General features: G+C 73.2%; 9 protein-coding genes. All 9 read right to left on the minus strand.

Annotated elements, in window-relative coordinates:
* Positions 1-2: 2 nt before the first annotated feature.
* A complete protein-coding gene (locus WME95_RS13425; protein ID WP_437908790.1) occupies positions 3-1,640 on the minus strand; it encodes a cyclic peptide export ABC transporter in 1,638 nt (545 codons plus the stop codon).
* Entirely contained in the window at positions 1,637-4,018 is a 2,382-nt protein-coding gene (gene hypF / locus WME95_RS13430) for a carbamoyltransferase HypF (protein ID WP_437908792.1), read from the minus strand. The genes WME95_RS13425 and hypF overlap by 4 nt, the downstream gene beginning before the upstream one ends.
* Positions 3,990-5,018, minus strand: a complete 1,029-nt coding sequence (gene hypE, locus WME95_RS13435; RefSeq protein ID WP_437908793.1) for a hydrogenase expression/formation protein HypE — start codon at positions 5,016-5,018, stop codon at positions 3,990-3,992. The genes hypF and hypE overlap by 29 nt, the downstream gene beginning before the upstream one ends.
* Before the next feature lie 88 nt (positions 5,019-5,106).
* Positions 5,107-5,697: a cysteine hydrolase family protein gene (locus WME95_RS13440; RefSeq protein WP_437908794.1), complete on the minus strand. Its 591-nt coding sequence runs from the start codon at positions 5,695-5,697 to the stop codon at positions 5,107-5,109.
* Between the two features lie 106 nt (positions 5,698-5,803).
* Complete coding sequence (locus WME95_RS13445; protein WP_437908795.1) at positions 5,804-18,331, minus strand: amino acid adenylation domain-containing protein; 12,528 nt, start codon at positions 18,329-18,331, stop codon at positions 5,804-5,806.
* Between the two features lie 58 nt (positions 18,332-18,389).
* Positions 18,390-19,379 carry a 2,3-diaminopropionate biosynthesis protein SbnB gene (sbnB, locus tag WME95_RS13450; protein ID WP_437908797.1) on the minus strand — a complete coding sequence of 330 codons (990 nt, stop codon included), beginning with the start codon at positions 19,377-19,379 and terminating at the stop codon, positions 18,390-18,392.
* Between the two features lie 15 nt (positions 19,380-19,394).
* Positions 19,395-20,360: a 2,3-diaminopropionate biosynthesis protein SbnA gene (sbnA, locus tag WME95_RS13455; protein WP_437908799.1), complete on the minus strand. Its 966-nt coding sequence runs from the start codon at positions 20,358-20,360 to the stop codon at positions 19,395-19,397.
* A gap of 101 nt (positions 20,361-20,461) precedes the next feature.
* A complete protein-coding gene (locus WME95_RS13460; RefSeq protein WP_437908801.1) occupies positions 20,462-22,465 on the minus strand; it encodes a carbamoyltransferase family protein in 2,004 nt (667 codons plus the stop codon).
* Positions 22,459-23,700 carry an acyl-CoA dehydrogenase family protein gene (locus WME95_RS13465; protein ID WP_437908802.1) on the minus strand — a complete coding sequence of 414 codons (1,242 nt, stop codon included), beginning with the start codon at positions 23,698-23,700 and terminating at the stop codon, positions 22,459-22,461. Before WME95_RS13465 ends, WME95_RS13460 begins: the two co-directional genes overlap by 7 nt.
* Positions 23,701-23,719 lie beyond the last annotated feature (19 nt).

Below are 23,719 nucleotides of genomic sequence, written 5' to 3' on the forward strand. Positions count from 1 at the left end.
ACTCAGGCGCTGGCGTATGTCTCGTCCGATCTCGCGGTGGCCTGTGCGTCGCCCACGAGCTGGCCGAAGTCCATCTTGAGGACGCGATCCGCCAGCCCGAAGTACCTGTCGTCGTGGCTGATGACGAGGATCGTCTTGCCGCTGGCCCTGAGCTCCGGGAGGATCTGGCGATAGAAGACGTCCTTGAACACCGGATCCTGGTCCGCCGCCCACTCGTCGAACAGGTAGACCGGCCGGTCTTCCAGGTAGGCCGTGAGCAGCGCGAGGCGCTTTCTCTGCCCCTGCGACAGCGACGTCGTGGAGAGGACGCCGCCCTCGACAGACACCTTGTGATCGAGCTGCAGGCGAGAGAGGTAACCCCGGGCGCGCTGGGTGAGCTCGGGAGAGTCGAGCCCGATCAGGCTCTCGAACAGGTGGAAATCGAAGAACACCACCGAGAAGAGCTCCCGGTACGCCTGCCGGTTCCGGTCGGTGATCGCCTCGCCGTCGAGCCGGATCTGGCCCGACTCGGGCGCGTAAAGGCCCGCGATCAGCTTCGCGAGGGTCGTCTTGCCGCTGCCGTTGCCTCCGACGAGGAAGATCAGCTCGCCGCGCCGCACGCTGAGGTGGATGGGGCCCAGCGTGAAGGTGTCGTCCTTTCCCTCGGACCTGTAGGCGTGCGTGACCCCGGCGAGCTCCAGCCGCTTCCACCTCTCGGGGAGCGGGGCCTCTGCCCCGCTCGCCTCGACGTTGAGGGTCGCGCCGAGGTCCTCGACCTTCTGCACGGCGATGCCCGCCCGGCTCAGGGCCGGGAGCGCGCCGATAAGGACCTGCATGGGCGTCATCAGGTAGAGGAGGACGAGGGCGTAGCCGACCGACGCCTCGGAGCTCGCCTCCTGGAAGAGCGGCACGACGAAGAGCGTCACGCCGATGATGGTGAACACCATCGCCTGTCCCCACCCGTTCGCGGCGGTGAGCGCGACCATGCCGCGCAGGTTGCTCGCCTGGACGACGCCGGCCTCCCCCTCGAGCGACGTCGCGAGGAACGCCTCGCGGCGCCGCGCGTGGAGCTTCAGCTCCTTCACGCCGCGCGTGAGCGCGCGGAAGGTCTTCATCAGCTCCTCGGTCGCCTCGCGCGCGCGGCGGAAGTGCCGTGTCGCCCGGCTCATCGGGAGCTGATACCCGACGATGCCAAGGACGATGAGCGTCAGCACCGACGCCAGCATGACAGGAGACATCCACCCCATGTAGAGCAGGCCTCCGACCACGATGACGAGGTTGATGCAGACGATCGGGATCTGCATCAGCGCCGTGGTGATCACGGGGACATCGTCCGTGAGCGCGGTCAGCGCCCGTGAGGGGCCGATCTCCTCGATCTGGCGGAGCGGCGCGCCGAGGATCTTCCGGCAGATCTTCACCCGGAGATCGAAGAGCGCCCCCTGGCTGAGGCGCGTGAGCAGGATCTCCGAGTGGTAGCGGGCGAACGGGAGCAGCAGGCACACCGCGGCGAAGCTCCACATCACCGCGCCGCGCTTGCGCTGCAGCGCCTCGTTGATCAGCACGAGGAGCGCCGTGTTGCAGGCGCCGCAGAGCGTCCCCGCGAGGATCGCGAGGACGAGGATCCGCCGGGAGTAGCCGGCGACGAACGCGAGGAGCTTCATGGGCGATCGGTGGTGGTGGGGCGCTCCCCTCGCGCCGACGGGGCGCGGGCGGCCGCGACGAGGATCTGGCCGAGCGATATCCCGCCGTCGTTCGGCGGGACCAGCCGGTGGCAATACGGGGTGAGCCCCTCGCTCTCGAGGCGTCGGAGCGCGTTGATCAGGACGAACTCGTTCATGAAGACTCCGCCGCTCATGACCACGCGGCGCACGTCGAACTTGTCCGAAAGGCGCAGGCACACCGCGGCGATCACGTCCACGATCGTCGAGTGGAACCGGCGGCTGAGGTGCGCGGGCGTGGCGTCCGGCTGGTCGAGGGCGCGCAGGAGATCCCGGACGAGAGGCCGGTAGTCGACCACGAGGCGGCCGTCCCGCTCGTCTATCCCGTACTGGAGCGGCGGCGCCGTCCGGAAGTCCCTGTCGAGCAGCGCCTCCATCTCGATGGCGGCCTGCGCCTCGTACTCGACCTCGTGGCAGATGCGGAGGAGCGAGGACACGCCGTCGAACAGGCGGCCCATGCTCGTCGTGGCGGTCGCGTTCAGCCTCCGCTGCGCCATCTTCACGAAGACGTCGCGGCGCTCCTCCGCGACGTCCATGAGCGCCGGGACGCGGATCCCGCCGAGCTCTTCCCCGAACGTCTCCACGAGCAGCGAGATCGCGACGCGGATGGGCTCCTTGACCGCCTTGTCGCCGCCGAGGAGGTACATCGGCCGGAGGTGGCCGGCGCGCACGAATTCACGGTAGTCGCCGACAAGGAACTCGCCGCCCCAGACGGTGTCGTCGAGGCCGTAGCCGGAGCCGTCGAAGATGACGCCGATCACCCGCTCGTTCAGCCCGTTCTCGGCCATGCAGGCGGCCATGTGGGCGTGGTGGTGCTGCACCGTCGCGACCTCCGCGCCGGCCTGGCGCTTCGCCGCCCGCGTGGAGCGGAACGCCGGGTGCATATCGCAAGCGACCGTGTCCGTCTGCACGGACAGGAGCCGCTGGACGTGCGACGAACAGTCGATGTGCGCGCCGAACGTCGCGTCGTTCTTGAGATCGCCGATGTGCTGGCTGATGAAGACCTGGTTGTCCTTGCCGACGGCGACGGTGGTCTTCAGCTCGCCGCCGAGGGCGACGACCGCACCGACGTCCTGCGGGAGGTGGATCGGATACGGCGCATAGCCCCGCGAGCGGCGGATGAACGAGACGAGCGGCGCGTCGAGCCCCTCCGCCTCCGTGAGCCGGACGACGGAGTCGTCGACGCGGGTGCGGATATCGCGGTCGTGAAGGACGAAGTAATCCGCGATGTCGCGCAGCTGCGAGAGCGCCGTGTCGTTGTCGAACGCGATGGGGTGTCCGGAGAGGTTCCCGCTCGTCATGACGAGGACGTCGAGCGCCGGGTCCTCGAGCAGGAGGTAGTGCAGCGGCGTCGAGGGCAGCATGACGCCGAAGCTCGGGTTCCTCGGGGCGATCGCCTCGGACAGGGCGCCTGGCCGCCTGCGCAGGAGGACGATGGGGCGCTGCCGGCTCTCGAGCAGCGCCCGCTCCGGGTCGCTGAGCGAGACATGGCGGCGCGCCGCCTCGGCGTCGGCCACCATGATCGCGAACGGCTTGGCGTCGCGGCGCTTGCGGCGGCGCAGCTCCCGCACCGCCGCCTCGTTGCGCGCGTCCGCGACGAGGTGGAAGCCGCCGAGGCTCTTCACCGCGAAGAGCGCGCCCTCGCGGAGCCGGGCGATGGCGAAGCGCACCGCGTCCTCCGCCTCGATCGGCGCGCCGAGCCGATCGGTGAGCGTGAGCCGGGGGCCGCACGCGGGGCACGCGTTCGGCTGCGCGTGGTAGCGCCGATCCTCGATGTCCTCGTACTCGCCCGCGCAGGCGGGGCACATCGGGAAGCTCTTCATCGTTGTCTGCGGCCGGTCGTACGGCATGTCGCAGATGATCGAGTAGCGCGGCCCGCAATGGGTGCAGTTGATGAACGGGTAGCGGTGACGGCGGTTCGAAGGGTCCCTGAGCTCCCGCAGGCAGTCGGCGCAGACGTCCGAGTCGGGCGGGATGAGCGTGTCGGTGCTGCGCAGATCGACGCTGCCGCGGATCTGGAAGTCGTCGTATCGAGGGGCGGGCTCGGCGAGCGCCTCCTCGCGGACGCCCGTGATCCGGGCGAGCGGCGGCGGCGACTCGACGAGCGCGCGCAGGAACGCCTGGATCGCCTCGTCGCCGGCCTGCAGCTCGAGCAGCACGCCGCGGGAGTCGTTGAGGACCCAGCCGCGCGCCCCGACGGCGCGGGCGAGCCGGTGCACGAAGGGCCTGAAGCCGACGCCCTGGACGATGCCCGAGACCCGGAATCGGCGGGTCACGAGCGCCGGCCGCGCGTCAGCAGAGTCGGGGGAGTTCGGCTCCATAAAGCTCCTCGAGCAGGGTTTGAGTCCCATCGGGCTCGGTCATGGACACGACCGGCTCCGCCGCGGCCTTGACCTCCCCGATGACCGCCGCGTTGCGGCCGTAGGGGTGCGCGCGGAGGATCCCGAGCACGTCACCCGCCTTGTCCGCCTCCACGAACAGGCAGAGGCACCCCTCGTTGGCGAGGTGGATGAGGTTGATGCCGAGCATGTCGGCCGCCATGACGGCCTCCGGCAGCACGGGCAGCGCCGCGCGCGCGAAGGAGAGCTCGGCGCCCGACGCGCGGGCGAACTCGTGGAGGACGGCGCACAGGCCGCCGCGCGTCACGTCGCGGATCGCCGCCACGGCGCCCTGGGGCACGCCCTTGAGGACCGCGTCGATGAGCCCGTTGAGCGGCGCGCAGTCGCTCTGCACCCGCTTCTCGAAGCCGAGCCCCTCGCGGACCGAGAGCAGGTGGATGGAGTGGTTGCCGAGATACCCGCTCACGATGATCTTGTGGCCGGGCCGCACGGCGCGGCTCACGAGCGGCGGGCGCTCGAAGACGCCGACGCCGGCCGTGTTCATGAAGAGCCGGTCGGCCTCGCCCTTGCCGACGACCTTGGTGTCGCCGGCGACGATCTTCACGCCGGCCTCCCTCGCCGCGTCGCGCGCCGACTCGAGGGCGCGGAGGAGCAAGGGGATCGGGAAGCCCGTCTCGATGATGAGGCCCAGGGTCAGGTAGAGGGGCCTCGCGCCGCTGACCGCGAGATCGTTGACGGTGCCGCAGACGGCGACCTTGCCGATATCGCCGTTGCCGAAGAACAGCGGCGTGACCACGAAGGAGTCCGTGGTGACGGCGATCCGGCCGGTGGGCACCTCCAGGATGGCGCTGTCCTCCATCGCGCCGATGTACGTGTCGCCGAGCGTCGCGGCGATCCGCTCGACGAGCTCCCGGCTCAGGCGGGCGCCCGTCCCGTGGTCGAGGACGACCTCTTCGTTCTCTTTCGCGTGTTCTTTCGTCATGTGAGGCTCCAGCGTTGGCACCGCAGCGCTGCGGTGAGGGTCGTGAAAGAGACGAGGCCGCCCGGCTCCTCGGCCTCGTCGTGCCTTGTCAGCCGAGCAGCTCTTCCCGGCTCGGCAGGTCGTCGCTCTGGCGCAGGCGCTTGATGATCTCCGCGCCGGGGGCGATCGCCGCGCAGTACGACGCCATCCATTCGAGGGAGCGCTTCTTGTCCTCCTCCTTGAGGGAGAACACGCCATCCTCGGGGACCCAGACCTTGTACCCGCGGAAGAAGCCGTCCGCCGCCGTGGTCTGCACGCAGATCTGGGTCTGGATGCCCGTGACGAGGATCGTCTTGACGCCGAGCTCCTTCAGCTTGTCGTCGAGGGGCGTCTCGTAGAACCCGCTGTCGCGGTGCTTGACCATCACGATGTCGGACGGATGGACGAAGTCCTTGATCAGCTCGGCGTTGGGCGTGCCCTTGATCGCCGGGATCTCCTTCCCGCGGAAGCGGCGCTGGATCTGCGGATCGTTCGGATCGTTGATGAGCTGGAGGTGGACGACGACGTGCCCCAGGGCGCGGATGGCGCCGAGGAACATGTTGAACTGCGGCGCCACCCTGTTGAGGAGCTCGCGACCTCCCGGCATCTTGTCGATGAACTCGTACTGAAGGTCGTTGGTGAGCACTGCGATGTTGGGCATGATGTTCCTCTTGGATTCGGTTGATGGATTCGAGACGAGTCAGTCAAAGGCCCTTGCCTGGCAACGAGCGCGGCAGGGCGGCGAAGCGCGGCGGCGAGAGCGCCGATCACCCCGGCGGCCGGGCGGCTCCGGCGTCGGTGGGCGGCGCGCCGGGGTCCGCCTCGAGCAGCGCGGCCCGGATGCGCTCGGCGAGCGCGCCGACGTGCGGCTTTCGGAGCAGCGTGTAGTGGTCGCCGGCCGCGACGTGGCTCCGCAGGCCGGGGGCCCACTTCGCCCACGCGGGCCGGGGATCCCTGCGCGGTGAGGCCTCGGCGCGGAAGAGCTCGACCCGGGCCGAGAGCTCGCCGGGGGCGTAGCGCGCGAGCAGCGCCGCGTTCCGCTGGAACGCGTCGAGCAGCGCCTCCAGCTCGCCGAGCGCCGTCCCGCGGGGCAGCGCGCCGAGCTCCTGCGCGCGCTCCAGCAGCCACGCGGCGTCGGCCGCGCCGCCGTCCGGCCAGGCGAGCGCCGCGGCGGCCGGCGCGCCCGCGATCCGCGCGAGATCCGCGGCGAACTGCGCGATCGGCGGGAGGTCGTCGCCGGGCTCGTCGAACGGGGGGAGGTACGCGTCCACGAGGACGACGGCGGCCACGCTGCGCCCGCCGCGCTCGAGGACGCGCGCCATCTCGAACGCCACCACGCCGCCCATCGACCAGCCGCCGAGCAGGTACGGCCCCTCGGGCTGGACGCGGCGGAGCTCCTCGCAGTACGCCTCGGCCATCTCGCCGACGCTGGCGAGCGGCCGCGGGGGGGTCTCCAGGCCGAACGCCTGGATGCCGTAGAAGGGACGATCCCGCCCGAGCTCGCGCGCGAGATCCGCGTAGCAGAGGACGTTGCCGCCGATGGGATGAACGAAGAAGAGCGGCGCGCGGGCGCCCCCTTCGTGGAGCGGGACAACGACGGAGGCGCGGCCCCGCGGCGCTCCCCCATCCTCGCGCAGGAGCGCCGCGAGGCCCTCCACCGTCGGCGCGCGGAACAGGCTCGTGAGCGGCAGATCGCGGCCGAAGCGCCCGCGGATCTCGGCCATGAGCCGCACCGCGAGCAGCGAGTGCCCGCCGAGCGAGAAGAAGTCGTCGGTCACGCCGACGCCGCCCTCGCCGAGGAGCTCCTCGAACAGCGCGCAGAGCTCGAGCTCGAGCCCGGTCCTCGGCGGGACGCGCGCTCCGCCCGCGAGCGCCGCGAGCGCCGCGGGCACGGAGGCGGCGAGCGCCCGGCGATCGATCTTGCCGCTCGGGGTCTGCGGCCACCGCTCGACCGGCGCGATGACCGGCGGGACCATGTAGTCGGGCAGCCGATCGGAGAGGTACCCGCGCAGCGCGTCGCTCGCCGCGGCGCGCCCGCCGCGCGGGATGAAGAAGGCCGCGAGCCGCACGTCGCCCGGGGCGTGCTCCCGGGTGACCACCGCCGCCTCGGTCACGTCGGGGTGCGACGCGAGCACCGCCTCGATCTCGCCGAGCTCGATCCGGAAGCCCCGGATCTTGACCTGCTCGTCGAGCCGGCCGAGGAAGTCGATCTCCCCGCTCGGCAGCCACCGCACGAGGTCGCCCGTGCGGTAGAGCCGCGCCCCCTGCGCCTCGGGGAACGCCGCGCGCACGAAGCGCGCCGCGGTGAGGTCGTCGCGGTTCAGGTAGCCCCGCGCGAGGCCGATCCCGCCGATGTGGAGCTCGCCGGGGATGCCGATGGGCGCCGGCTGGCCCCGCGGGTCGAGCACGTACGTCTGCGTGTTCGGCAGCGGGCGGCCGATCGTGGGCCGCGCGACGTCGGGCGCGTACTCGGCCGCGGTCGCGAGCACCGTCGCCTCGGTGGGACCGTATCCGTTGACGAACCGCCGGCCGCGCGCCCACCGCCGCGGCAGCTCCGCGGGGCACACCTCACCGGCCACGCACAGCACGCGCAGGTCCGGGAGCGTGTCGAAGCCGACCGCCATGAGCGCCGAGGGGGTCAGCGACGCCACCTGGATCCGCTGCTCGCGCAGGAGGTCGACGAGCCCGGGCCCGGGCATGAGCGCCTCGGCGCGCGCGAGGCACACGACGCCGCCCGCGGAGAGCGGCACGAAGATCTCCATCACGGAGACGTCGAAGCTCAGCCGCGTGAACTGGAGGACGCGGGTCCCCGGCTCGACGCCGAGCAGCTTGCGCTGCGCCACGGCGAACGCGGAGAGCGAGCGGTGCTCGATGAGCACCCCCTTCGGGCGCCCTGTCGAGCCGGAGGTGTAGATGACGTACGCGAGGTCCTCGGGGAGCGACCCGGCGTCGGGGGCGTCGCTCCGCTCTTGCGGGAAGGCGGGCTCGCTCTCGCCGAGCCGCACGACCGGCGGCAGCGCCGCGGGCAGCGCGGCGAGGAGCTCCGGCTGGGCGACGAGCAGCGCGGGGCGCGCGTCCTCGATCATGAAGGCGAGCCGATCGCGCGGGTAGGTCGGGTCGAGCGGCACGTACGCGCCGCCGGCCTTCAGCACCGCGAGGAGCGCGACGATCATGTTGGGCGAGCGCGGCAGGCACACGCCGACCAGCGCGCCGCGCCGCACGCCGCGGGCGCGGAGGTGGTGCGCGAGCTGGTTGGCCCGGCGGTCGAGCTCGCCGTAGCTCACCGTCGCGCCCTCGAAGAGGAGCGCGGCCCGCTCGGGCGCCTCCCTGGCCTGCGCCTCGAACAGGCGGTGCGCGCACGCGGCCTCCGGGGCGGGCTGCGCCGATCGGCCCCCGCTGAACGCGTGCAGCACGAGGTCGCGCTCGTCGCGCCCGAGCAGCGGCAGGTCGCCGACGCGCAGCCCGGGCTGCGCGGCGCTCGCCGCGAGCAGGGCCTCGAGGTGGCCCCGCCAGCGCTCGATCGTGGCCCTGTCGAACAGGTCGGCGCTGAACTCGATGCCGCCGGAGACGGCCTTGTCGTCCTCCTCCAGCGCGAGCAGGAGGTCGAACTTCGCGGTCGCTGTGTCGACCTCGAACGGCGAGGCGTCGAGGTCGCCGAGCTTCCGTGGGCGCTCCGGCGCGCCCTGGAACGCGAAGGCCGCCTGGAAGAGCGGGGTGCGGCCGAGGTCGCGCTTCACCTGAAGGGCGTCCACGACCTGCTCGAACGGGACGTCCTGGTGCTCCTGGGCCTCGAGCGTCGCCTGCCGGACCCGCCGCACGAGCTCGACGAACGTGGGGTCGTCGTCGACGCGGACGCGCAGGACGAGCAGGTTGACGAAGAAGCCGACGAGCGGCTCCACCTCGACCTGCGTGCGGCCGGCGACCGGCGAGCCGACGGCCACGCCGGCGCGGCCCGTGTAGCGGTGCAGGAGGGCGACGAAGCCGGCGAGGAGCACCATGAACATCGTCGCGCCCTCGCGCCTGCCGAGCGCGCGGAGGGCCTCGACGAGCGGCGCGGGCAGGCTCACTGGGACGGTGTCGCCGCGGTGGGAGAGGGCGCTGCCGCGCGGCCTGTCGGTGGGGAGCTCGAGCGGCTCCAGGTCGGACAGCTGCCGCTTCCAGTACTCGAGCTGCCCCCGCCACGCGTCGGCCTGGGCGCGCTGCCAGATCGCGACGTCGGCGTACTGCACCTGGAGGGGCGGCAGATCCGCCGCGCGGCCATCCCGCGCGGCCTCGTAGAAGGCGGACAGGTCGCGGAACAGGACGGGGATGGAGCCGCCGTCGCAGGCGATGTGGTGCGCCGTGACGAGCAGCACGTGCGCCTCGTCGGAGAGGCGGATCAGCGCCGCGCGGATCGGCAGGCCCGAGGCGAGATCGAACGGCCGCCGCGCCTCCTCCTCCGCGGCGCGCTGCGCCGCCCGGTCCCGCTCGTGCCGGGGGATGGCGGACAGGTCGACGAGCCGCAGCTCGAGGCGCGCCTCGGGGAGCACGACCTGGAACGGCTGGCCGTCGCGCGCCTCGATCCGGGTGCGCAGCGCCTCGTGGCGCGCGACCACCCGATCGAGGCTCCGCTCGAGGGCGGCGCGGTCGAGCGGCCCGCGGAGCAGGACCCCGATCGGCATGTTGTAGACCGCGGTGCCCGGCTGGAGCGCCTCGATGAACCAGAGGCGCTGCTGGGCGTGGGACAGCGGCGCGTCGCCGCCGCGGCGCGCCGGGCGGAGCGGCTCGGGCGCGCAGCGGCGCCCGTCCAGCCTCGCCCGATCGATGCGCTCGGCGAGCGCCGCGACCGTCGGCGCGTCGAAGGCGGCGCGCAGCGGCAGATCGACGCCGAACAGCCGCCGCGCGCGCGCGATCACCTGGACCGCGAGGAGGGAGTGCCCTCCGAGCGCGAAGAAGTCGTCGGTCGTCCCGATGCCGCCGCGGCCGAGCACCTCGCCCCAGACGCCCGCGAGGGCCTGCTCGGTCGGCGTCGCCGGCGCGCGCCGTGCCTCGCCCGCGATGTCCGGCGCGATCTCCGGGGCGATCTTCGGTCGACTGGGCGCCGGGAGCGCCTTCCTGTCCACCTTGCCGTTGGCGTTGAGCGGCCAGGCGTCGAGCTCGACGAAGGCGGACGGGACGAACGGCTCCGGCAGCCGCTCGGCGACGAGCGCCCGCAGCGCCTGCGCGTCCACCGGCCGGCGGACGAGGAGGTAGGCGACGAGCCAGCGGCCCGAGGGGCCGTCGTCCCGCGCGAGCACGAGCGCCTCGCGCACGTCCGGGTGCGCCGCGAGCGCGGCCTCGGTCTCCGCCGGCTCGACGCGGAAGCCGCGGATCTTCACCTGATGATCGAGCCGCCCGAGGTACTCGAGCTCTCCGCTCGCGAGCCAGCGCGCGCGGTCGCCGGTGCGGTACATCCGCGCGCCGCGGGCCTCCTCGAGCGGGCAGGGGACGAACCGCTCGGCCGTCAGCTCGTCGCGCCCCAGGTAGCCGCGCGCGACGCCCGCGCCGGCGATGTAGAGCTCCCCGGCGACGCCGATGGGCGCCGGCTGCAGCCGCGCGTCGAGCACGTAGACCTGGGTGTGGTCGATGGGCCTGCCGATCGTCGGGCGCGCCGCGGCGGTCACGGTCGCGCCTGTCGAGTACGTCGTGGTCTCGCTGGGGCCGTAGAGGTTCAGGAGCCGCTCGACGTGCGGCAGCGCGAGCACGTCGCGCGCGAGCGAGGCGCGGAGCGGCTCGCCGGCGAGGCACACGGTCCGCACCGACCCGGGGATGCCCGACACCGCGAGGAGCGCCGCCGCGGCGGAGGGCACCGTGTTGACGAGCGTGACCTCGTCGCGGCGCCGGTGCGCGGGCAGCGCGAGCGCGTCGTCGGCGAGGACGATCTTGCCGCCCCAGCAGAGCGGGACGACGAGCTCGAAGACCGAGAGATCGAAGCACGTGGACGTGGACGCGAGCACGCCGGCGAGCTCCTGGTCCGAGAACGTCCGCCTGGCCCACCACGCGAGCGCGACGGCCTGGCGGTGCTCGATCACGACGGCCTTGGGCCGGCCCGTCGAGCCGGAGGTGTAGATGAGGTACGCCGCCTGATCCGGCCGCCCCGCCGGCAGCGCGTCGCCCTCCCCGCCCTGCGCGTGCTCCACGTCGTCCGCGCCCGCGACGATCTCGTCGAGCAGGAGCACCTCGGCCGACCCTGCCGGCACGAGCCCCGACAGCGCGCTCTCGGTCACGAGCAGGTGCGCCGCCGCGTCCTCGAGGATCAACTGCAGCCGCTGCCGCGGGTAGCCCGGGTCGAGCGGCACGTGGACGCCGCCGGCCTTGAAGATGGCCCAGAGGGCCACGACCATGTCGAGCGTCCGCCGCACGCACAGGCCCACGCGCGTCTCCGGCCGCACGCCGAGCGCGCGCAGCCGCCGGGCGAGCGCGTCGGCGCGGCGGCGGAGCTCGCGGTACGTGAGCTCGCCGGCCTCGGACGCCACGGCCACGGCGCCGGGCGACCGCTCGGCCTGCGCGTCGAAGAGCTCGTGCAGGCACGCGGCGGGCGGCGGCGGCGCGCTCGTCGCGTTCCACGCGATGAGGAGCTCGCGCCGCTCGCCCGCCGTGAGGAGCGGGAGCTCGGCGACCCGCGCCCCCGGGTCCGAGGCCACGGCGCGGAGGATCGTCTCGTAGTGCCCCGCGAGCCGCGCGGCGGTCTCGGGGTCGAACAGATCGAGATCGAACTCGAGGGCGCCCTCGATCGCGTCGGCCGACTCGGTGAGGAAGAGCGTGAGATCGAACCGCGCCCGCTCCACGTCGAGCGGGACCGGCGACGCCTCGACGCCCGGCAGCGTGAGCGCCGGCGGGGGCACGTTCTGGAGCGCGAACATCACCTGGAACAGCGGGTTCCGGCTGAGATCCCGCTCCACGGCGAGCGCGTCGACGACGGCCTCGAACGGCAGATCCTGGTGGGCGTACGCCTCGAGCGCGTCCGCCTTCACGCGGCCGACGAGCTCCGCGAAGGTCGGGTCGCCGTCGAGCCGCGCGCGCAGGACAAGGGTGTTGACGAACAGCCCGATGAGCGGCTCGAGCTCGGTCCGCCCGCGGCCGGCCACCGGCGTGCCGACGCAGAAGTCCTGCTGGCCGCTGTACCGGTGGAGCAGCGCCTCGAAGGCGGCGAGCAGCGTCATGAACAGCGTGGCCCCGAGCTCCTGGCTCCGGCGCCGGAGCGCGGCGGCGAGGTCCTGCGGCAGCGCGAACCGGTGCGTGCGCCCGCGCGACGAGCGCGCCGCGGGGCGGGCACGGTCCGTCGGGAGATCGAGCGGCGGCGCGCCTTCGAGCCTCCGGCGCCAGATCTCCCGCTCCGCCTCCAGCACCTCCGGGGCGAGCTCCTGCCGTTGCCAGGCGGCGTAGTCGGCGTACTGGACCGGCAGCGGGCGGAGCGCCGGCGCCGCGTCTCTCGCGAACGCGGTGTAAGCCGCCGTGAGCTCGCGCGCGAGCACGCCGAGCGACCACCCGTCCGAGGCGATGTGGTGGAGGGTGACGACCAGCACGTGCTCGTCGGGCGCGAGCCGGAAGAGCGTCACGCGCAGGAGCGGCCCCTTCTCCAGGTCGAACGGCCTCGCGGCCTCCAGCGATGCGTCGCTTTGTAAAGCCACCTCCCGATCGCCCGCGGGGATCTCCGAGAGGTCGACGAGGGGGAGGGGCCACGCGTCCGGCGTCTGGCCCGCGCCCTGGAAGCGCTGGACAGGGCGGCCGTCGACCGCGTGGATCGTCGCGCGCAGCACCTCGTGCCGCCGCACGACCTCCGCGATGGCGCGCGCGAGCGCCGTGAGGTCGAGCGCGCCGCGCAGGCGGAGCGCCGCGGGCACGTTGTACGTGGCGCTCTCGGGCTCGAGCTGATCCAGGAACCAGAGCCGCTGCTGCGCGAAGGACAGCGGCGCCTCCTCGCCGACGCGCGGCGCCGGCGCGAGGGGCGCCCGCCCCCGGCGCGCCTCCCCGCGGGTCGACCGCTCGATATGCGCGGCGAGCCGCGCGATGGTCGGCGCCTCGAAGAGCGACCGGACGCCGACGTCGACGCCGAGCACGTCGCGCAGGCGGGCCGCCGCGCGCGTGGCCGAGAGGGAGTGCCCGCCGATCGCGAAGAAGTCGTCGTGGACGCCGACCCGATCGAGGCCGAGGACGGCGCGCCACACGTCGCCGATCGCCTGCTCCAGGCCGGTGCGCGGCGCCGTCTGCGCCGCGAGCTCGCCCGGGGCGTTCCACGCGGGCGCGGGCAGCGCCTTGCGGTCCACCTTGCCGTTCGCGCTCAGCGGGAGCGCGTCGAGCGCGACGATCGCGGCCGGGATCATGTAGCCCGGCAGGCGCGACGAGAGCTGGTCTTTGAGGGCGCCCGGCTCGAAGGACGGCGCCTCGGGGACCACGTAGGCGACGAGCCGCGGGTCCCCCGGCGCGTCCTCGCGCGCGACGACGACGACATCGCGGATCCCGGCGCACCGCGCGATGACCGCCTCGATCTCGCCGAGCTCGATGCGGAAGCCGCGGAGCTTGATCTGGTGGTCGATGCGCCCAAGGAACACGAGCTCGCCGCCGGGCAGCCGGCGCACCAGATCGCCGGTCCGGTACAGGCGCGCCCCCGCCGCGGTGGAGAACGGATCCGCAAGGAACGCCGCCGCCGTGCGCTCCGGGTCGAGGAGGTACCCCCGGCCGACCCCGTCGCCGCCCACGTACAGCTCGCCGGCGACGCCGAGCGGCACGGGCTGCCGCCGTCGATCCAGCACGTAGAGCTGCGTGTTCTGGATCGCGCGGCCGATCGGCACGTACGCCGCGTCCTCCGCCGGGGGCTCGGCGATGACGTGCTGGGCCACGTCGTCCGAGCACTCCGTCGGGCCGTACGCGTTCATCAGCGGGATCTGCGGGTAGAGCGCGAGCCACCTGCGCGCGAGATCGGGGGGGAGCGCCTCGCCGGTGAGCACGAGCCACCGCAGGCCGTCGAGGCGCGGCCGCCACGCCGGGCGCGCCTCGAGCTCGTCGAGCGCCCCGCGCAGGAGCGACGGCACGATCTCCAGGACGGTGATGCCGAGCTCCCCCACGGCGTCGAGCAGCCGCGCGGGGTCCGTCGCGATCTCGTCCGGCACGAGGCGGCACGTCCCGCCCGCGAGCAGCGGGGAGAGCAGCTGCCACACCGAGATGTCGAAGGTGATCGGCGCGGTCTGCGCGACGACGTCCTCGGGCCCGATCCCGAGGGAGCGCACCTTCGCGAAGAGGTGGTTGAGCATCCCCCGGTGCTCGACCATCGCGCCCTTGGGCGCGCCGGTCGATCCGGACGTGAAGATGACGTAGGCGAGGTGCTCCGCGCGCGCGGCCGGAAGCGCCCCGCGCTCCGCCGCGGCGTCGGCGAGCAGCGCGCCGGCCGGGAGCACCTCGATCGCCCCGGCGCCCGCCGCGGCGATCTCGTCCAGCAGCGCGCCCGGGATCGCGGCGCCGGCGAGGAGGGGAGGGCCTCCCGCCCGCGCCAGGATGTCGGCGTTGCGCCGCGCCGGGTGCGCGGGATCGAGCGGCACGTACGCGCCCGCCGCCTTGAAGGCGCCGAGCGCGAGCAGCATGAAGTCGAGGTCGCGCCGCGTCAGCAGGGCGACGAGGCGATCGGGCCCGACGCCGCGCGCCGAGAGCGCCCGCGCCACGCGGTCGGTGGCGCTGTCGAGCTCCGCGTACGAGAGCCGCTGCTCGCCGCACGCGACGGCGATCCGCTCCGGCGTCCGGGAGGCCTGCTCCCGGAAGAGATCGTGGAAGCAGGCGTCCCGCGGGAAGGCCGCCGCGGTGTCGTTGCAGCCCGCGAGCAGGTAGCGCTCCTCGTCGGGCGGGAGCAGCCGGAGCTCGTCGATCGGGCGGTCCGGCTCCGCCCCGGCCGAGCGAAGGAGCTCCCCGAGGTGGCCCGTCATGCGCTCGATCTCGTCGCGCGCGAAGCGGTCCGCGCGGAACTCCAGCGCGGCGGCGAGCTCGCCGTGGAGGCGCGCGACGCTCAGCCCCAGATCGAACTTCGCCGTGCCCTCCACGGCCCCGTCGGGGGCCCAGAGCACGGGCCGCCACAGCGCCCCCTCGACCTCCGCCGGCGGCTCCGAGGCGCTCTCCAGCACGAAGCTCGCCTGGATCAGCGCGTCCCGCTCCCCGTCCCGCCCCGCTGCCGGGGCCGCGGCGCGCGCGACCTCGTCGAACGGCAGCTCGGCGTGCTCCATCGCCTCGGCCATCGTCCGGCGCACGCGGCGGACGAGCTCGCGGTACGTCGGCCTCCCGCCGAGATCCACGCGCAGGACGACCGTGTTCGCGAAGAAGCCGACGACCCCCTGGTGCTCGGGGCGGCTCCGGTTGGCGACGACGACGCCGATCCCCAGGTCCTCCTGCCCGGTCGTGCGGTGGAGCAGCGCCGCGTAGACGGCGGCCAGCGCGACGAAGAGCGTCGCGTTCTCCGCCCGGGCGACGGCGAGCGCCGCCTCGACGTGCGGCGCGGAGAGCGCGAAGCGGACCGTCCCGCCCGCGAACGGCGACGCCGCCGCTCGCCGGCGCTCGGCGCCCAGCTCGAGCCGTGGCAGCCCCTCGAGCTTCGCTTTCCAGTAGGCCCGCGCCGCGTCCATGCGCGCCAGCGAGGCCCGCTGCGCGCGCGCGTAGTCGGCGTACCCGTACGCGAGCGCCGGCGGCGCGCCCGCGCGGCCGGCGTAGCTCGCGGCGAGATCGCGGACGAGCACCTCGATCGACCGGCCGTCGGTCACGAGGTGGTGCTGCGCGAAGAGGAGCACGTGGTGGCGCTCGCCGAGCGAGACCAGGCACACCCGCAGCAGCGGCCCCTCCTCGAGCGCGAACGGCGCCTGGCCCCACGCCGCGGCGAGCTCGCGCAGGCGCTCCTCGCGCTCCTCCCCGCGCGCGGCGTCGACGTCGTCGACGACCCGCGCGCGCGCGAGGGGCACCGCCACCTCCGGCAGCACGATCTGCCGGGGCTCCCCGGCGATCTCGCGGAACACCGTGCGCAGCGCCGGGTGCCGGCGGACGACGGCCGCGAGGCTCGCCTCGAGCCGCGCCTCGTCGAGCGCCCCCACGATCCGCGCGCCGAACACCACGTGGTAGAGCGGGCTCTCCGGAGCGAAGCGGCAGAAGAACCACAGGCGGAGCTGGTGCGACGAGAGCTCCGCCGGCTCGCCGTCCGCCGCGGCGGGCGCGGGGGCCGGCCCGGCGGCCGGCGCGTCGACCGCCGCCGAGAGCGCCGCCGAGAGCTCCTCGACCGTCGTCGCCTGCCAGAGCAGCTGCGGCGGCACCGCGGCGCCGAGCAGCTCCTCGAAGCGCGCCTGGAGCTCGACGCTCGCGAGCGAGTCGAGCCCCAGCGCCATCAGCTTCGAGGTCGGGGTGACGCTCCCGAGATCCACCCGCGCGAGCCGGGCGAGCTCCTCGCGCACCACCTCGACGAGCAGGCCCACCCTCCCCGGGGCGGGCACCGCGCGCAGCGCGAGGCGCAGCACCCGCGCCGGATCGGCCGCCGCGCGCGCGCCCTCGGCCCCCGCGGGCGCCGGCGCCTCCTGCGCCACGGACACCGCGAGCGTGTCGAGCGTCCCCTCGCGGAAGCCCTGGGCGCACGCGTGCCGCTGGACCTTGCCGCTCGACGTCTTCGGCAGGGTCCGGGGGCGGAGCAGCAGCACCGCGTGCGGCTGCACGTCGTGCTCCCTGGCGACCGCCGATCGCAGCGCCTCCACGACGTCCGGCGGCGCATCGCCGCCGCGGCCGTCGAGCTCGGCCGCGACGCCGAGCCGCTCTTCACCGCCGACCTCGATCGAGAACGCCGCGCAGCAGCCCGGGCGAACGCGCGGGTGCGCCGCCTCCACCGTCCGCTCGATGTCGTCGGGGTACAGGTTCCGCCCCCGGATGACGATGAGGTCCTTGATGCGCCCGGTGACGAACAGCTCGCCTCCCGAGAGGAAGCCGAGATCCCCCGTCCGCAGGTACGACGCCTCGCCGTCGCCCTGGAGGCGCGCGCCGAACGCGCGCGCGGTCTCCTCGGCGCGGCCCCAGTACCCCCCCGCGACGCTCGGGCCGGCGATCCAGATCTCGCCGATCTGCCCGTCCGCGACGCGCTCTCCGCGCTCCGGCGAAACGACGGCGACGCGCGCCCGGGGCGCCCCGGACGACACGAGCCGCCGCGCCCCCGCGGCGGCCGGCTCCACCGGGAGCGAGACCCCTCGTGCGAGCGCGCCGGCGTCGACGCTCACGCCGGCGGGCGGCGCGGCGCGGAGGCCCCCGGAGGCGAACAGCGTCGCCTCCGCGAGCCCGTAGCACGGGTAGAACGCCTCCCGGCGGAAGCCGCAGGGCGCGAACGCCGCCGCGAACCGGTCGAGCGTCTCGGCGCGGATCGGCTCCGCGCCGTTGAACGCCACCGTCCACGAGCGGAGGTCGAGCGCCGCCAGATCCTCGCGGGTCGCCTTGCGCGCGCAGAGGTCGTACGCGAAGTTCGGCCCGCCGCTCGTCGTGGCGCGGAAATGGGAGATCGCCTTGAGCCACCGGAGCGGCCTCTCCAGGAAGGCGAGCGGCGACATGTGCGTGCACGGAAAGCCGACGAAGATCGGCTGCAGCACGTTCCCGATGAGCCCCATGTCGTGGAAGAGCGGCAGCCACCCCACGCCCGACGAGCCCGCGTCGTGCTCGAAGCCGGCGCGGATGGCGCGCTCGTTGGCGATCACGTTCGCGTGGCTCACCATCACCCCCTTGGGGTGCCCGGTGGAGCCCGACGTGTACTGGAGGAACGCCAGCGTCTCCCCCGAGATGTCCGGCGCGCGCCACGCCGAGGCCGCCCCGGGCTCGAGCGCGTCCGTCGCGATCCAGCGGAGCTCCGAGAGCTCGGGCGCCTGCGCCCGGAGGGCCTCCGAGAGGGAGGCGATCAGCCCGGTCGTCAGCACGAACCTCGCGCCGGCGTCGCGGGCGATCGCCCGGAGGCGCGGCAGGGTGCGGTCGAGCTGCGCCGGGTTCGGCGGGTACGTCGGGACGGCGACGACGCCGGCGTAGACGCAGCCCATGAACGCCGCGATGAAGTCGAGCCCGGGCGCGTAGAGGAGCAGCGCGCGGTCCGATGCGGCCCCCGCCGCCTGCAGCGACGCGGCGATGCCCATCGCGCGGAGGTGGAGATCTCGAAACGTCCACTCCTCGGAGCCGCCGTCCACGTCTCCGGTGGTCAGGAATCGAAAGGCGAGGGCGTCGCCCTGGGCCTCCGCGCGCAGCCGGAGGAGATCCACGAGGGTCTCGCAGCGATCCAGATCGCCCAACAACACATCACCGTTCATCGAATCTCTCCAGCGCCCTGTCGCGCTCTGCGAAGCCCGCCCGGCGTCAGCGCGTCATGTCGAAGAAGTCGTCGATCCACACCACGTCGCCCGCCGCCTCGGCGCGCGCGTAAGCCCACCTCGCCACGGCGAGGTCGAGCGTCCCCATGCCGAACGGCGAGAACACGATCGGCTTCGTCCGCGGCGCCGCGCGCTGCCCGAGGAGCACCTCGGCGAGCGTCCCCGTCACGAACTCGCGCCCGCCGGACTCCTGCTCTGCGAGGTGCAGCGACGTCCCGGCGCTCATCACGTGTTCCACGCTGTCCACCACGTTGAACGAGGAGAGGACGATGCGCGGCGACAGGTCGCGCAGCGACAGGTGCAGCACCACCGGCGCGTGCGAGAACCAGCCCGGATCGTGGACGTGCGGCGTGGCGGCCGAGGTCGTGAAGACGAGGAGATCGCTCCGCCGCACCACCGACTCCAGGTCCTTTGCCACCTGCACGTCGCGGCGCCGCTCCGGCGCGAAGGCGGCCTCGCGGAACCGCTCCGGCTCCGCGGGGTTCGTGTCGAACAGGAGCACCTCGGGGATCTCCCAGCCGAGGCGCGACAGGAAGGACACCACGTACCGCGCGATGAGCCCCGTCCCGACGATGCCGAGCGTGCCCGCGCGCCGCCCCCCGGAGAGCGCCGCGGCGGCCGAGACCGCCGACGCTGCGGTGCGCGCCGCCGAGATGATCGAGCCCTCGAGGCACGCGAACGGATAGCCGTTGTCCGCCCGGTTGAGGACGATCACCGCCGACGCCCGGGGGATGCCTCGCCGGATGTTCGCCGGATAGCTGGCGATCCACTTGATCCCAGACACGGGCTCACCACCGCCGAGGTGGGCCGGAAGCGCGATGATCCGCGCGTCCGGTCGGTCGGGGAAGCGGAGGAAATAGCTGTTGGGACAGACCACCTCTCCCCGGTGGCCTGCGAGGTACACGTCCTCGACCGCCTTGACGCACTCCTCGGGGCTCTCCTCGATGAGGCGGCGGATGACATTGCCAGATACCACACCAAAGCGCATCGCTCATCCCTCGGCGTAACGCGACGCCCAAGCAGGGTTGTAAACAGTGTCCAGATAAGGCACGCCGCGGTCCGCGCAGAGGAACAGGACCTTCGGCCTCACGAGGCCGGTCGCCCTGCTGAAATAGCGCTGGATCGCGGCGTAGACCGTCCCCGTCGAGCCGCCGACGAGCAGCTTGTGGCGGTCGAGGAGGGTCCGGCACGCGGCGATCGACTCGACCTCGGGCACGATCACCACATCGTCGATCAGCGCCTCGCGAAGCAGATCCGGGACGACCCCCGCGCCGATACCAGGGATGCGCCGCGGCCGCGGCGGGCCGCCGAAGATGACCGAGCCCTCGGCGTCCACCGCGACGATCTTCACGCCCTGGAAGTGCTCCTTCAGGCGCCGCGAGAGCCCCGCGATCGTCCCCGCCGAGCTCACGGCGACGAACACGAAATCGAGGGCCGTGAACGCCTCGCAGATCTCCCGCCCCGTCGTGTGGAAATGGGCCATCATCCCGTCAGGGTTCTTGTACTGGTTGGGCCAGTAAGAGCTGGGGAGCGCGGCGCAGAGCGACTGCACCCGGGCGAGCCGCGTCTTCAGGAATCCGCCCGTGTCATCGGGCTCCTCCACCTTCACGACCTTCGCGCAGAGCGAGCGGAGCACGTGCTCGTTCACCGCGGAGATGTGGGGATCGATCACGGGGATGTAGTCGAGCCCGAGGAGCTGAGCGTACGCGGCGAGCGCGATCGCGAAGTTGCCTGACGACGACTCCACGATCGTCGTCCGCGGGTCGACCTCGCCGCGCTCGATCGCCGTCTTCAGGATCCAGAGCGCGGGGCGGTCCTTGATGCTCCCGACCGCGTTGCAGTACTCGAGCTTCACGGAGAGATCGAGCCGCTCGTGATCGAGCTTCACGACCGGCGTCTCACGGAGCATGCTGACGAGCGTGGCCGCCCGCGCCAGGAGTTGCTCTTGTTTAAGCATGCAAGCTTCACCACCTCAAGACAGCGGACAGGCGACGTGCGAGCGGACGAGGGCGCTCGCGCCAAAGGCTCATCACGAGACGACGGACAGGCGCTCTCGCTCTACGCTCCTCGCGGGCGCAGGGAGACGAGCCGCTCCGCCCAGAGCCCCTCGAGCTCCTGGGCAGCCTTCTGCGCGCGCGCGGGCTCGTCCACGCCGGCGTCCGCGAGCAGCTCGGCCAGGGAGCGCGCCCCGTCCGCGCGCATCAGCGCCTCGCCCAGGTCGGCCGACACGCTCACCCGCACGCCGGCGTCGTACGTGTTCCGCAGCTCGAAGGCGGTGGCCGCGCGATCCATCGCGACGAAGCGGCGGATCTGGTCCACGCGGACGTGCCTCGGGATGTCGACCGCGAGCGTCGCCACGTCCTCCCACGTCCACGCGCGCTTCTCCACGAAGAAGCCGCCGATCGCGAGGTAGTTGAGCCCGGTGGTCAGGAAGCTCGTTACCACGTCGTGCGCGGAGTCGACGATCGGCTCCACGTTGTTGTTGAACGAGGTGTTGAGCAGCACCGGCACGCCCGTCCTGTCCTTGAACGCCTTGAGGACGCCCCAGAAATGCGGGTTCGAGCCCCGCGCCACCGTCTGGACGCGGGCCGTGCCGTCCACGTGCGTCGTCGCCCCGAGGACGCTCCGCTTGTCCTCTCGGACCTTCAGCACGAAGATCATGAACGGGAACTCGTCTTCACCGGGCGGGAGCTCGAAGAACTCGCGCGCGTCCTCCGCGAGGACGGCCGGCGCGAACGGCCGGTAGGCCTCGCGCTTCTTGACCATCGCGTTCACGAGGTCCTTGTTCGCGGCCGGCCTCGGGTCGGCCAGGATGCTCCTGTGCCCGAGCGCCCGCGGCCCGAACTCCGATCCTCCCTGCGCCCAGCCGACGGCGGCCCCGGCGGCGATCACCTCGGCGACGCGCCCCGGCAGATCCTCGGCGCGCTCGTGGCGGAGGAAGCGGGACCACCCCGAGAGCTCGCGCTCGATCTCGGCCTCGCCGCCCACGTCCCTGCCCCAGAACACGTGCTCGATCCGCCGCCGCGACTTCAGCGCTCCCGCGGCGAGCGTCGTGTGCAGCGCCGCCCCGAGCGCGCAGCCCGCGTCGTGCGCCGCCGGCTGCACGAAGACGCGCTCGAACATCCCCGAATAGAGGATCTTCCCGTTCATCGTGCAGTTGTGCGCGACCCCGCCCGCCAGGCAGAGCCGCGTCTTGCCCGTGGCCTCGCGCTCGTGGCGGATCACGTGCAGCGCGAGCGCCTCCAGCGCCTCCTGCAGCGACGCCGCGACGTCGCGGTGCTGCTGGGTGAAGGGCCCGCCCTTCCTGCGCACCTCGATCGCCTGCGCCAGCGCGCCCACGCGGTCGCGGTGGATCTCGTAATCTCCGTCCGGCAAGAGCGTGTAGAGCGAGCTCATCAGCGCGCGGTACCTCGCCGGATCGCCGTAGGGCGCGAGCCCCATCACCTTGTACTCGTCGAACACCCCGTATCCGAGGAGCGCGATGACGGAGACATAGAAGTTCCCGAGCGACTTCGACTCCGGGATCGTCTTCAGCACGTCGATCCTGTCGCCCGAGCCCACGGCCACGAGGCCTGACAGGAAGTCTCCCGACCCGTCGATCGCCACGATCAGGCTGTCGTCGTACCCCGACAGCAGGTACGTGCTCGCCGCGTGCGCCTGGTGGTGCGGCACGAACACGATCTTGTCGCGGTCGATCGGGCGCCCCAGGCCCTGGCCGAGCTTCGCCGCGAGCAGCGTGCGCGCGTCGATCCGCGGCAGCGCGCCCCCGGTCAGGAGCCGCACCCGCCCGAGGAGCGCATTGCAGTACTCCTCGCTCGCGTAGAACGCGATCCGGTCCACACGATCGATGTCGACGCCGCCCCGGGCGAGGCAGAAGCGGATCGCCTCGATGGGGAACTTGTTGGAGTGCTTGATGCGGTTGAGCCGCTCCTCCTCGATCCCCGCGATGACCTCCCCGCTGTCGACGAGCACGGCCGCACCGTCGTGCGTGAAGCTCTTCGGGATGTCGTACATCTCCTCGTGGGCGAAGCTCAACCCGCCGGAGAGGCCCAGCGTCAGCATGTCTCCTCCTTGCCGCTCGCGCTCATCGCGCCATCGAGCCACGGCGACGACGCCGCGCCGTCGAACTCGCCCTCTCCGAGCGCTCGTCGCCCGTGGGCGCGCTCGATGACGGCGTTCACCTCCGGCCCGAGCGGGCCGAAGACGACCTCCTTGCACAGGCGCTCCAGGGCGCCGTCCCCCGCGTACGCGCGCGCGCCGACGATGCCGCGCGCCGCCGCGACGGTCTCCTCGGCGCACCGTGTCCCCGTGTACTTCGCGGCCCCGGCGAGCTCGTAGAGCCGCGGCAGCCGCTCGGCGCGGTCCCTCGCGGAGGCGATCGTGCCCATCGCCTCGCCCGCCTCGCGGACCGCCGCGCACGCGGCGCGGTAGCGGATCACGAGGCGGCCGATATCCACGACCATGCCGTCCAGCTCGGCGAGCGGCGCCCCGTCCCGGCCGCGCACCGCGCGGAGGAACCGGCGCGACTCGTCGATCGCCTGCGCCGCGGCGCCGAGGTACAGCGATGGAATCAGCACCTGGTGCCACACCATCTCGAACAGGAGGAGCTGCACCACCTCCGGCCCGGGGCCGCCGAGCAGGAGGTCCTCCTCCGGCACGAAGAGATCGTGAAACACGATCCGGCGTGTATCGGAGTCGAGCATCGCGTCCGGGAACAGGTACGGGCCTATCTCGACGGCCGGGTTGCCCCGCGGCCGCACCATGAAGACCGCGGGGAAACCCTCCTCCAGCGCCGTCGTGAAGATCAGGAGATCTCCCTCGGTCGCGAGGGACGTGTACGACGCGGCGCCGCTCACCACGTGGCCTCCGGGCACCTTTCGCGCCCGCGTCCCCACCGCGTTCACGCGGTCCGAGTGGACCCGCGAGTTCGTGTTGGCCACGAGCCGGCGCCCCTCGACGACCTCCGAGAGCAGCGCGCGCCGCCGCGCGTCGAGCCGCGCGTCGTCCGCGATGGGGAAGGTGGCTATCGCGGAGGTCACGTAGAAATGGTTCTCCACCGCGAGCGCTACAGCAGGGGAGATCCCCCCGAGCCGGTGCAGCACGTGCGCGCACGCGCGGAACAGGCCTGCTGCGTCTCCCTCATAGATGCGCCCCAAGAAGGGCAGATCCGTCGACCGGAACACCCGGTAGAAGGCTGGCAGATCCCGGTCCGCGAGCGCCTTCTTCAGCGCTTCTGCCGCGAGCTGCGTCTGCCGATCGAGGTCGATCCTGGGGCGCGCCTTGCGTCCAGCGCTCATGGTCATGTCATCCGAGCTC

Source organism: Sorangium sp. So ce327 (assembly GCF_051530205.1).
GTDB lineage: Bacteria > Myxococcota_A > Polyangia > Polyangiales > Polyangiaceae > Sorangium > Sorangium cellulosum_B.